The organism is Pseudomonas sp. A (assembly GCF_056270345.1).
The window spans coordinates 4,850,114-4,862,493 of sequence record NZ_CM149873.1; the positions used below are offsets into that span (position 1 = coordinate 4,850,114).

9 protein-coding genes are annotated in these 12,380 nt (G+C 66.0%); 7 read left to right on the forward strand and 2 right to left on the reverse strand.

Annotated elements, in window-relative coordinates; translation table 11 throughout:
- Window positions 1-77: 77 nt before the first annotated feature.
- The 3 genes from AC0MAZ_RS21680 (at window position 78) to AC0MAZ_RS21690 (ending at window position 3,039) form a co-directional block, all read left to right on the forward strand.
- Window positions 78-953, forward strand: coding sequence for an urea transporter (locus AC0MAZ_RS21680; protein ID WP_475859114.1), 876 nt, complete (start codon window positions 78-80; stop codon window positions 951-953).
- A gap of 45 nt (window positions 954-998) precedes the next feature.
- Window positions 999-1,820 carry an ion transporter gene (locus AC0MAZ_RS21685; protein ID WP_203651729.1) on the forward strand — a complete coding sequence of 274 codons (822 nt, stop codon included), beginning with the start codon at window positions 999-1,001 and terminating at the stop codon, window positions 1,818-1,820.
- Between the two features lie 220 nt (window positions 1,821-2,040).
- Entirely contained in the window at window positions 2,041-3,039 is a 999-nt protein-coding gene (locus AC0MAZ_RS21690) for a sulfate ABC transporter substrate-binding protein (RefSeq protein ID WP_475859116.1), read from the forward strand.
- 123 nt (window positions 3,040-3,162) lie between these two features.
- Here AC0MAZ_RS21690 and AC0MAZ_RS21695 read toward each other — a convergent pair whose 3' ends face one another.
- Window positions 3,163-4,089: a class I SAM-dependent methyltransferase gene (locus tag AC0MAZ_RS21695; RefSeq protein ID WP_475859118.1), complete on the reverse strand. Its 927-nt coding sequence runs from the start codon at window positions 4,087-4,089 to the stop codon at window positions 3,163-3,165.
- A 161-nt stretch (window positions 4,090-4,250) separates the two neighbouring features.
- Between AC0MAZ_RS21695 and AC0MAZ_RS21700 the strand changes: the two genes are divergently transcribed.
- The 4 genes from AC0MAZ_RS21700 (at window position 4,251) to AC0MAZ_RS21715 (ending at window position 10,564) form a co-directional block, all read left to right on the forward strand.
- The gene (locus AC0MAZ_RS21700) at window positions 4,251-4,904 is read left to right on the forward strand and encodes a DsbA family oxidoreductase (RefSeq protein ID WP_203651723.1); all 654 of its coding nucleotides are present in this window, start codon (window positions 4,251-4,253) and stop codon (window positions 4,902-4,904) included.
- Window positions 4,901-6,004: an efflux RND transporter periplasmic adaptor subunit gene (locus AC0MAZ_RS21705; protein ID WP_232856566.1), complete on the forward strand. Its 1,104-nt coding sequence runs from the start codon at window positions 4,901-4,903 to the stop codon at window positions 6,002-6,004. The genes AC0MAZ_RS21700 and AC0MAZ_RS21705 overlap by 4 nt, the downstream gene beginning before the upstream one ends.
- Before the next feature lie 36 nt (window positions 6,005-6,040).
- Window positions 6,041-9,118 carry a MexW/MexI family multidrug efflux RND transporter permease subunit gene (locus AC0MAZ_RS21710; RefSeq protein ID WP_203651721.1) on the forward strand — a complete coding sequence of 1,026 codons (3,078 nt, stop codon included), beginning with the start codon at window positions 6,041-6,043 and terminating at the stop codon, window positions 9,116-9,118.
- Window positions 9,119-9,196: 78 nt separating this feature from the next.
- Window positions 9,197-10,564, forward strand: coding sequence for a TolC family outer membrane protein (locus AC0MAZ_RS21715; protein WP_254463811.1), 1,368 nt, complete (start codon window positions 9,197-9,199; stop codon window positions 10,562-10,564).
- A 600-nt stretch (window positions 10,565-11,164) separates the two neighbouring features.
- On the opposite strand, the gene AC0MAZ_RS21720 is transcribed toward AC0MAZ_RS21715, so the two are convergent.
- On the reverse strand, window positions 11,165-12,061 hold the full coding sequence (locus AC0MAZ_RS21720) for a LysR family transcriptional regulator (protein WP_203651719.1): 897 nt from the start codon (window positions 12,059-12,061) through the stop codon (window positions 11,165-11,167).
- Window positions 12,062-12,380: the final 319 nt, after the last annotated feature.

Sequence of the window (12,380 nt, forward strand, 5' to 3'; positions counted from 1 at the left end):
AGCAGCCCCAACAACCATTGCGGAAAACCGAGGCCCAAAGAGGCCCACCGCTCCCCCACCCACCTTACCGACTGCCCATGTACACCAAGAATTTCGTCAACCCGTGCCCCGACTGGGCCACGGCCTTGCTCAACGGTTTCAGCCAGGTGCTGCTGCTGCGCAATCCCCTGTGTGGCCTGTGCTGCCTGCTGGCCATCCTGCTGACCGCGCCGAACCTGGTCGGCGGCGCCCTGCTCGGCGCCCTGGCCGGCCTGCTCACCGCCCAGCGCCGCGGCTACGACCGCGCCGATCGCCAGGCCGGGCTGTACTGCTACAACGGCGTGCTGATCGGCATCCTGATCAGCGCCGTGCTGCCTTGGTCGGCGATCCTGCCGCCACTGATCATTGCCGCCGGCGGCCTGTCGAGCATGCTCACCCACCAGTGGCGCAAGCGTGGCGGCAAGCTGCTGGTCGCCTATACCGCGCCCTTCGTGCTGCTGGGTTGGGCCACCCTGCTGCTGGCCGAGCCCTCGATCAGCAGCTTTGTCGAGGCAGACCCTGTATATGCCCTGCTGCGCGGCGTGGGGCAGATTTTCCTGCTCGACAAGCCCATGGCCGGCCTGCTGATCGTCATCGGCATGTACTTCGCCAACCCCTATGCCGCCACCTGGGCGCTGATCGGCTCGGCCATCGGTGGCGGTGTCGCGCTGCTGGCGGGCGAGGCACAAGGGGCCTGGCTGGGGCTGTACGGTTTCAATGCGGCACTGGCCGCGCTGGCCTTCAGCCGCCAGGGTGAGAAGCCTTGGGTGACCTTGCTCGCCATCGCCTGCGCCCTGGTGCTGCAACCTCTGTTCAACCTGCTGCCGATCGCCGGGCTGACCGCGCCGTTCGTCACCGCCTGCTGGCTGATGCACCTGGGCAACCACCTGGCCCAGGTCAACCAGCGCCGTAACGCGCCTCGCTTGCACAGCTGAAACACAGCCCCTAGGCTCTGCCCATTCGCACAATGGAACGCGCCCATGGACAACCCTTCGAGCCTGCGCGAGCGGCTCTACGTCATCGTCTTCCAGACCGACACGGTCGCTGGAAGACGCTTCGACAAGATCCTCCTGCTGATCATCCTCGCCAGCCTGGTCACGGTGATCCTCGACAGCATCGACGATGTTCACCAGAACTACGCCGGGCTGCTGGCCGGTATCGAGTGGGGCTTCACGGCGATCTTCCTCGCCGAATACATCACCCGCCTGTACTGCTCGCCCAAGCCGCTGCGCTATGCCTTCAGCTTCTACGGGCTGGTCGACCTGCTGGCGATCGTGCCCGGGATCATCGCCCTGTACTACAGCGACGCCCAGTACCTGCTGATGATCCGGGTGATCCGCATGCTGCGGATCTTCCGCGTGCTCAAGCTCAGCCCCTACCTGAAGCAGGCCCACTACCTGCTGGCGGCGCTGCAGGGCAGCAAGCAGAAGATCATCGTGTTCCTGGTCAGCGTGTCGACCCTGGTCACGGTGTTCGGCACATTGATGTACGTGATCGAAGGGCCGGAGCACGGCTTCACCAGCATTCCCAAGGGCATCTACTGGGCCATCGTCACCCTGACCACGGTAGGCTTCGGCGATATCGTGCCGAAGACGCCGCTGGGGCAGGTGCTGTCGTCGCTGGTGATGATCACCGGTTACTCGATCATTGCCGTGCCCACCGGCATCTTCACCGCCGAATTGGCCAATGCCCTGCGCGGCGAGCAGTTGCAGCATGACTGCCCGACCTGCGCCAAGCATCACCACGAGCATGGCGCGGCGTTCTGTTCGCGGTGTGGCAATGCGTTGTTTCCCAAGCAGTGAGGCTGACTGTGCTGGCCCTTTCGCGGGTAATCCCGCTCCCACAGGGATTTCGCAGTGTTCAAGGGCTGCTGAGTACCTGTGGGAGCGGGTTTACCCGCGAAGAAGCCGGCACTGACAACGACATAACCAAAGACCGTTTTGTTCTTTAACCCACGCAAAGCCACCCGCTATAGTCGCTGGCAAATCGCCAACCCTTTGAACCAGAACAAGGAATGCCCCAGTGAAAAAACTCTTCAGCGCCTCGCTGCTCGCCGCGGGCCTGGCCCTGGGCAACCTCGCCCAGGCCGCCCCGACCCTGCTCAACGTCTCCTACGACGTGATGCGCGACTTCTACAAGGACTACAACCCGGCGTTCCAGAAGCACTGGGAGGCCGAGCACAAGGAGAAGGTCAATGTGCAGATGTCCTTCGGCGGCTCGAGCAAGCAGGCGCGCGCGGTGATCGATGGCCTGCCGGCCGACGTGATCACCATGAACATGGCCACCGACATCAACGCCCTGGCCGACAACGGCAAGCTGGTGCCGGACAACTGGGTGAGCCGCCTGCCGAACAACAGCGCGCCGTTCACCTCGGCCACCGTGTTCATCGTGCGCAAGGGCAACCCCAAGGCGCTGAAGGACTGGCCGGACCTGCTCAAGGATGGCGTGCAGGTGATCGTGCCCAACCCCAAGACCTCGGGTAACGGCCGCTACACCTATCTCTCGGCCTGGGGCTACGTGCTCAAGCAGGGCGGTGATGAAACCAAGGCCCGCGACTTCGTCGGCAAGCTGTTCAAGCAGGCGCCGGTGCTGGACACCGGGGGCCGCGCCGCCACCACCACCTTCATGACCAACCAGATCGGCGATGTGCTGGTGACCTTCGAGAACGAGGCCGAGATGATCGCCCGCGAGTTCGGTCGCGACCAGTTCGAGGTGATCTACCCGAGCGTGTCGGCCGAGGCCGAGCCGCCGGTGAGCGTGGTGGACAAGGTGGTGGCCAAGAAAGGCACCCAGGCCGTGGCCGAGGAATACCTGAAGTACCTGTGGTCGCCAGAGGCTCAGGAGATCGCCGCGAACAACTACCTGCGCCCGCGTGACGCCACCGTACTGGCCAAGTACACCGACCGTTTCCCGAAAGTCGACTTCCTGTCGGTGGAGAAGACCTTCGGCGACTGGCGCACCGTGCAGAAGACCCACTTCAATGATGGTGGTGTGTTCGACCAGATCTATAGTGGTCAGTAATTGATATAGGCAGGGCCGGCCTCTTCGCGGCTAAAGCCGCTCCCACAGGCTCACCACAGGTCTGACCCGTGCGCGATCCCTGTAGGAGCGGCTTTAGCCGCGAAGAGGCCGGCAAGATCAACCTCAACCCTGGCGGAACACCAGCGCCTTCAGGCCACCCTCCGGATCCGCATCCGGAAACTCCGGCGGATTCTCCAGCCGCTCGACAAACGCCAGCCCCGGCGCCTGCTCGGCCATCCCCTCGATGAGAAACTGCGGTCCGATCCCCGGGTCGTTGACGCAGGCCAGCACCGTGCCGCCTTCAGTCAACAACTCCGGCAAACGCCGAAGGATCTTGGCGTAGTCCTGAGTCAGCACGAAGCTGCCACGCTGGAAGGTCGGCGGGTCGATGATGATCAGGTCGTACGGCCCGTACTTGCGCACCTTGCCCCACGACTTGAACAGCTCATGCCCCAGGTACGCGACGCGCGAAGCGTCATGACCGTTGAGCCGGTGATTGTCGCGGCCCCGGGACAGCGCCGACTTGGCCATGTCCAGGTTGACCACCTGCTCGGCGCCGCCAGCGATCGCCGCCACCGAAAAACCGCAGGTGTAGGCGAACAGGTTGAGCACGCGCTTGCCGGCCGCCTGCTCGCGCACCCAGCGTCGGCCATAGCGCATGTCGAGAAACAGGCCGTTGTTCTGGCGCACGCCCAGGTCGAGCAGGTACTTCAGGCCATCCTCGACCACCTCGCGCTGCTGGCACGGCGCGCCCCACAACCACTGGCCGGGGCTGTCCGGCAGGTAGCGGTGCTGCAGCAGGATGGCCTGGCCGGTCCACTGCGGGCGTTCGGCCAGCGCCATCAGCATGGCTTCAAGCTCTGCCAGCTGGCCCTCGGGCGGCTCGCGGAACAGCGCCACCAGCAGCACGCCATCGAGCCAGTCGACGGTGATCTGCTCGAGCCCCGGCCAGCAGCGGCCACGACCATGGAACAGGCGGCGGGTCTCCTGGGGGGCGGGATCGAGGGCGGCGAGCAGGTGCTGCTCAAGGGTGGCGATGGCTGGGCTCATGTCGGCTACGGTCAGGCAAAAGCGCCATTCTACCTGCTCGCGGCCGGGCCGGGCGGCCATCGATGAAGGGGATGAGAGGGTTTGCGGCACTTTTGTCGCTTTTTTCTTGCCGGGGCGCTGTGGATAGTGCGGCCATCCCTCCCTGAAACCGGATCACTGCCATGTCACCCCTGAAAGTCGAATTCTTCCACGATGTCGTCTGCGGCTGGTGCTTCGTCCTCGCCCCGCGCCTCAAGCAGCTGCAGGACGAACTCAACCTGGACATCCAGCACCGCAGCTTCATCCTGCAGACCAGCCGCGAGGCGATGGTCGAGCGCTTCGGCTCGATGCCCAAGGCCAAGGAAACCATCCTCAGCCACTGGCTGTCGTGCTCGCGCGCCGAGGACGTCAAGCGCATCAACATCGAAGCCATGCGCCAGCAGGACTTCGAATACCCCACCGGCCTGCTCGCCGGCCTCGCCTGCCAGACCGCCAAGGCGCTGGGCGGCAACGAAGGCCACGAGCGTATGTTCGACCGCCTGCAGGAAGCCCACCTGGTGCAGGCCCGCAACATTGGCGACCGCGCCACCGTGCTGGCGGTCGCCACCGAGGCCGGCTTCGACCCGCAGGCCTTCGCCACGGCATTCGACCAACAGGCCCCGCAAATGCTCGACGAAGAGCTGGCCCTGGGCCGCCGCCTGGGCATCAGCTCGGTACCCAGCCTGGTGATCGATGGCCGCTACTTGGTCCCCGGCGCCCTGAGCCTCGAGCAACTGCGCCAGACCTTCATCCAGGTCCGTGCCAACCAGAACCAGGCACAAGGAGCCGCACAATGAACAATCGCTACTGGATCGCCGCCGGCACCTCGCTGTCGCTACTGGCCATGGCCCTGCTGCCCGCCCCGGCGGTGATGGCCAACGACGCCCCCGCCGCCCAGGCCAACGCCACCCCGGTGGCGGTCGCCCGGGTGCAGTCCGGCCCCATGCCGCAGGTGCTCAGCGCCGTCGGAACCCTGGAGGCCGTGCACCAGGTCAATGTCTCGCCGGAAGTCGGCGGGCGCATCACCGCGCTGGAGTTCACCGCCGGCAAGGCCGTGGCCGCCGGCCAAGTGCTGGTCAAGCTCAACGACGCGCCCGAGCGCGGCGAGCTGGCCAAGCTGCAGGCCCAGGCCAAGAACGCCAAGCTGGCCCTGGAGCGCACGCGCAAGGTGCTGCCGCTGGCCTCCACCCAGGCCCAGCTCGACCAGGCCCAGGCCAACTACGACCAGTTGCTTGGCGAGATCGCCCAGGTCCAGGCGCAGATCGCGCAGAAGACCATCCGCGCCCCATTCGCCGGCGTGCTGGGCATTCGCAAGGTCAACCTCGGCCAGTACGTCAGCCCCGGCGACAGCCTGGTGACCCTCACCGAGCTGTCGCGCCTGCATGTCAACTTCCCGCTGCCCGAGCAGTCCGCCGCCGCCCTGCAAGCGGGCCAGGCCATCACCCTCAAGGTCGACGCCTGGCCGCAGCAGCGCTTTGTCGCCGCGGTCACCACCCTGGAGCCGCAGATCGATCCGGGTGCCCGCTCCATGCAGGTGCAAGCGACCCTCGACAACCCCGGCCAGCAACTCAAGCCGGGCATGTTCGCCAACGTCAGCATCGAGCTGCCGAGCCACGCCGACGTGCTCAGCGTGCCGGAAACGGCGATCAGCTACAGCGCCTACGGCAACTCGCTGTACGTGCTGCGCGAGAAGGACGGCGCGCTGCGCGTGGAGCAGGTGTTCGTCAAGCTCGGCGCCCGCCGCGACGACCGTGTAGTGGTGCTCGACGCGCTGACACCGGGCGACCGCGTGGTGGTGTCCGGGCAGATCCGCCTGAGCAATGGCATGCCGGTGCGGGTCACCGACGACACCCTGGCCGCCAGCACCACGCGCAAGCCGGACCTGGCCCAGCAGTAATGGGTTTGCGTGCCACTGAAAAGGACCTGTAGCACCATGAAATTCACCGACCTGTTCATCCGCCGCCCGGTACTGACCCTGGTGGTCTGCGCGATGATCGTCATGCTTGGCCTGCTGGCGCTGCTGAACCTGCCGATCCGCCAGTACCCGCAGCTGGAAAGCGCGACCATCACCATCACCACCGAATACCCCGGCGCCCGCTCGCAGCTGATGCAGGGCTTCGTCACCCAGCCCATCTCGCAAGCCGTGGCCTCGGTCGACGGTGTCGACTACCTGAGCTCGACCTCGACCCAGGGCAAGAGCGTCATCAGCGTGCGCCTGAAGCTCAACGCCGACTCCAACAAGGCCCTCACCGAGATCATGGCCGCCGTCAACCAGGTCAAGTACCGCCTGCCCGAAGGCGCCTACGACTCGGTGGTGGCCAAGTCCTCCGGTGAAGGCACGGCGGTGATCTACATCGGCTTCTCGAGCAAGGACATCGGCCTGCCGGCGATCACCGACTACATCTCGCGGGTGGTGCAGCCACGCGTGGCGGCCATCGACGGCGTCGCCGAGGCGCAGATCCTCGGCGGCCAGAAACTGGCCATGCGCCTGTGGCTGGACCCGGCGCGCATGGCCGCGCGCAACCTGTCGGCCAGCGACGTGGCCGAGGCCATCCGCCAGAACAACTTCCAGGCCGCCCCCGGGCAGACCAAGGGCCAGTACGTCTCGGCCAACATCAACATCAACACCGACCTGACCAGCGTCGACCAGTTCCGCCAGATGGTGGTGCGCCGCGACGGCGACACGCTGATCCGCCTGAGCGACATCGGCACCGCCGAGCTCGGCGCCACCTCCTACGACACCAGCGGCATCATGGACGGCGAGCCGGCGGTGTTCATCGGCCTGCACGCCACCCCCGCCGGCAACCCGCTGACCATCGTCGGCGCGGTGCAGGAGATGATGCCGCAGATCCGCGAGACCATGCCGCCGGGCATGACCGCCAACATCGTGTTCGAAGTGGCGCGCTTCATCCAGGCGTCCATCGACGAGGTGGTCAAGACCCTGGTCGAGGCCGTGGTGATCGTCGCCGTGGTGATCTTCCTGTTCCTCGGCTCGCTGCGCAGCGTGCTGATCCCGCTGGTGACCATCCCGCTGTCGCTGATCGGCGCGGCGGCGATCATGAGTCTGTTCGGTTTCAGTATCAACCTGCTGACCTTGCTGTCGATGGTCCTGGCCATCGGCCTGGTGGTGGACGACGCCATCGTCGTGGTGGAGAACGTCCACCGCCATATCGAGGAAGGCAAGTCGCCCTTGCAGGCGGCGCTGGTCGGCGCCCGCGAGATCGCCGGCCCAGTGATCGCCATGACCCTGACCCTGGCCGCGGTGTACGCACCCATCGGCCTGATGGGCGGGCTCACCGGCGCGCTGTTCAAGGAGTTCGCCTTCACCCTCGCCGGCGCCGTGGTGGTGTCCGGCGTGGTGGCGCTGACCCTGTCGCCGGTGATGAGCGCCTTCCTGCTCAACCGCCAGGCCAGCGAAGGGCCGATGGCCCGTGGCGCCGAGCGCTTCTTCCAGTGGCTGGGCAAGGGTTACGGGCGTGTGCTGGACGTGTCCCTGCACCACCGCTGGCTGACCCTGGCGATTGCCGCGGCGGTGTTCGTCAGCCTGCCGATCCTCTACCTCGGCGCCCAGCGCGAACTGGCGCCGGTCGAGGACCAGGCCCAGGTGCTGGCAGTGGCCAAGGCCCCTCAGTACGCCAACATCGACTACACCGAGATGTACGCGCACCGCATGGACCGCCTGTTCGCCACCTTCCCGGAAACCGACATCACCTGGGTGGTCAACGGCAACGACGGCCCACGCACCGCGTTCGGCGGCGCCAACCTGAGCACCTGGGAAAAACGCCAGCGCAGCGCCGACCAGCTGCAGGCCGAGATCCAGAAAGCCGTCGGCGAGATCGAGGGCGTGGCCATCTTCGCCTTCCAGCTGCCGCCGCTGCCCGGCTCCACCGGCGGCCTGCCGGTGCAGATGGTGATCCAGAGCTCCCAGGACCACCGCGTGGTGTTCGACGCCATGGACAAGATCAAGCAGGCGGCCATGGCCAGCGGCCTGTTCGCCGTGGTCGACTCCGACCTGGACTTCAACAGCCCGCTGGTCAACATCAACATCGACCGCAGCAAGGCCAACGACCTGGGCATCAGCATGCAGGCCATCGGCGACGCCCTGGCGGTGCTGGTGGGCGAGAACTACGTCAACCGCTTCGCCCTCGACGGCCGTTCCTACGATGTGATCCCGCAGGTGGCGCGAGCCCAGCGCCTGTCGGCGGAGATGCTGGTCGGCCAGTACGTCAAGGCCGCCAACGGCGCCCAGGTGCCGCTGTCGACCCTGGTCAGCTTCGACATGTCGATCGAGCCCAACAAGCTGACCCAGTTCAACCAGCTCAACTCCGCCACCCTGCAAGCGGTGCCGGCGCCGGGCGTGAGCATCGGCGACGCGGTGCAGTTCCTCGCCGCCCAAGCCAATGCCCTGCCCACCGGCTTCAGCCATGACTGGCTGTCCGATGCCCGCCAGTTCGTCCAGGAAGGCAGTGCCCTGGTGGTGACGTTCATCTTCGCCATCCTGGTCATCTACCTGGTGCTGGCGGCGCAGTTCGAAAGCCTGCGCGACCCGCTGGTGATCCTGGTCAGCGTGCCGATGTCGGTGTGCGGCGCGCTGATCCCGCTGTACCTGGGCTACGCCACGGTGAACATCTACACGCAGATCGGCCTGGTGACCCTGGTCGGCCTGATCAGCAAGCACGGCATCCTCATGGTCGAGTTCGCCAACGAGCTGCAGCAGGCCGACCAGCTCGACCGCCGCACGGCCATCGAACGCGCCGCGCAGATTCGCCTGCGGCCGATCCTGATGACCACCGCGGCCATGGTGGTGGGCCTGGTCCCACTGTTGCTGGCCAGCGGTGCCGGTGCCCACAGCCGCTTCAGCCTGGGCCTGGTGATCGTCATCGGCATGCTGGTCGGCACGCTGTTCACCCTGTTCATCCTGCCCACCGTGTACTCGCTGCTGGCCAAGGACCACCGTGCCAGCGAAGACCCACGCCTGCAGGAACTGGCCGCCTACACCCAGCCGGCCTGACCCCTTCGCCCGCCCTCCCCTGTGGCAGCCGTGATCGGCTGCCCCTGGGAGCGGCCGGCCCGAATTAAGAGAAACGACATGCTACGTAAGACCCTTCTGCCCCTGCTGCTCCTGGCGCCCCTGGCCCAGGCCGTTGCCGCCGAGCGTGCGACGCTGATGTCGGTGTACGCCCAGGTGGTCGAGCACAACAGCGACATGGCCGCCGCCCGCGAGAACTACCTGGCCCGCCGCGAGGCCGTGCCCCTGGCCCGCGCCCGCCTGCTGCCGCAGGTGGCCCTGGATGCCGAGGCCGGCGACGTGCGCAGCGACCGCCGCCAGGTCGAGCAGCGCAGCGGCAGCCTGTACCGCCTGAGCCTCGACCAGCCGTTGTTCGACCTCAGCCGCTGGTTCGACTTCAAGGCCGCGCAGTCCGAGAACGAACAGGCCGAACTGGACTTCTCGGCGTTCCAGCAACAGCTGATCCTCGACACCGCCAGCAGCTACTTCGACACCCTGCTGGCCGAGGACAACCTGGCCACCGCCAAGGCCGAGCTGCGCGCCTTCGACCGCCAGTTGCAGCAGACCCGGCTGAGCTACGACGCCGGCCTGTCGGATCAGAACGACATGCTCTCGGCCCAGGCCAGCTTCGACCGCGCCAGCGCCAACCTGATCGACAGCCAGCGCCGCAGCGAAGACGCCTACCAGGCGCTGATGCGCCTGACCGGCCAGGCGCAACCGGCATTGGCCGGGATCCGCCACAGCCTGCCGGTGCAGGCGCCGGTGCCCGAGCGCGCCGACGCCTGGGTCGAGCAGGCCATGGCGCAGAACCTGCGCCTGCGCGCCAGCCAGGCCGCCGTCAGCCAGGCCGGCCAGACCCTGCGCAGCAGCAAGGCCGATCACCTGCCGACCTTCAACCTGGCCATGGGCTACGCCGAGGGCGACAGCGACCTGATGGACTCCAGCGCGCACTTCGGCCAGCGCCCCGGCAACCAGCGCGACAGCTCGGTGATGGTGCAGATGAAGCTGCCGCTGTTCAGCGGCGGCGGCACCAGCGCGCGGGTGCGCCAGGCCACCCATGAGCTGGCGCGCACCGAGTACGGTCGCACCAGCCTCGAGCGCGAGGTGCTGGAAGGTTCGCGCAACGCCTTCCGCGCGGTGGTCAGCGATGTCGAGCAGGTGCGGGCGCGACGCCAGAGCATTGTCTCCAGCCAGGGCTCGTTGCGGGCCACCGAGGCGGGGTATGAGGTGGGCAGCCGCAACATCGTCGATATCCTCGATGCGCAGCGCGACCTGTACAACGCGGTGCGCGACTACAACGTCTCGCGCTATGCGTACATCGTCGACAGCCTGCGGCTCAAGCAGCAGGCCGGCAGCCTGAGCCCGGATGACCTGCGCGAGCTGGCGGGGTATCTGAAGCTGGATTACGAGCCGGAGCGGGACTTCCTGCCGAGTGATCTGCGGGGTTGACTGGGAGCACTGCCCAGTTCGATCTTTCACACGAAGTAGGTGGCCGCCGTACGCGGGGTGAGAAACCGACGCACTGAAGCCGGCCAGACCAAAGTCTGCCCGCGTACGGCAACCATGAAGCATTGACCTGGCAGCGCCCGAATCGCGGGGCAAGCCCGCTCCCACGACAGCACTTTGGAGCGAGAAACAAATGGTGGCAGCCGTGCACGGGGTGAGAAACCGAGGCGCAAGAAAAACTCGGCCAGACCGAAGTCTGCCCGGGCACGGCTGCCATAACTGGATTGCCGATACTTTACGCCTCGGGTTCTCACGCCCGGTCACCTGGTGTGGCGACCCAGTGAAGTTATCCGTGGGGTATTTCCCCGACAACACGGCGGCTTCCGGCAAGCGCGTAGGATAGTTCCCAAGCCTTGCTGGCTGAAGCATTTGGTTTCAGGTTCGGAAAGATCTGACAGTCTTTGAAATAGCTGGGGCCGCTGCGCGGCCCTTTCGCGGCACAAGGCCGCTCCTACAGGGAATGGCAAAACTGGCGCATATCCTGTAGGAGCGGCCTTGTGCCGCGAAAGGGCTGCGCAGCAGCCCCGGCTACCGCCCCAACAATCACCCCGGCCGATACTCCCGACACCGCTCCCGCAATATCTGCGCCAGCAACCGCACCTCGGGACTGTGCCGGTACTCCTCGGGATACCCCATGTACATCGGCACCTCCCGCTCCCGCTGATGCTGCAGGTTGACCCGCACCAGCCGCCCTTGCGCCAACCCCTGCTGCACCCGATGCTCCGGCAACCAGGCAAAGCCCATCCCCCGTTCGACGAAGCTCTCGGCCGCCGCCAGGCTGCTCACCGTCCAGCGCTGCGAGGTCCCCAGCCAGCCACTGTTCTGCGAATTGCGCGTGCCGGAATCGCGGATCACCACCTGCCGGTGGTTCTTCATGTCGTCCAGGCTCAACTCCCCCTGCGCCTCGCTCAGCGGGTGGCTGGCCCCCACCACGCAGACCAGCGAGACATTGAGCAGGAACTCCTGCAGGTAGCCGGAAGGCAGGCTGCTGGCGATACCCAGCTCGACCTTGCCGTCTTCGAGCAGCTCGCGGGCCCCGGACAACGCCGTTTCGTACAGGCGGATACGGTGATCCTTGTACTCCAGGGCAAACTCCTGCAACGCCTGCTGCAGCAATTCGATGGGGAACAGCACATCCACCGCCAGCGCCTGCTCGGTGAACAGCCCGGGCTGGTACTGGTTGGCCAGGTGCTCGAGCTTCTGCGCCGCCCCCAGCAGGTGCTTGGCCTGGGGCAGCAGGGCCTTGCCCAGGGAGGTGAGCACGGCCTTGCGGCCTTCGATGATGAACAGCTCCTGGCCCAGGAGCATTTCCATGCGGTTGACCGAGTGGCTGATGGCCGACTGCGACTTGTACATGTGCTCGCCGGCCTGCTGGAAACCGCCGCACTCGACCGTGCAGACGAACGCGCGCCACTGATCGAGACTGATCTTGGAAAACACCACTACCTCCTTGTGTACCCGAAAGCCGGGCGACGAATCCTTTGTCCTGCGGCGTTGTACCACAGCTGCGTACGACACATGAAGACCATGCCGCGATGCACGCACTTTTTGTCACTATTCGCCCGGCGCGGTTCGTGCGACAACAACCTCCCTCACGGTGCCCGGCACTAATGGATGAATAATGGACAAGGAAGTCCCGACCATGCAGATATGCACAAGCGATACGGCATAAATATATAGCCAAAACAACAGGTCAATCAGGCGATAACACCGCCATAAAATTTTCATATTAAAACAATTGAAAATTTTAATTGCCCAA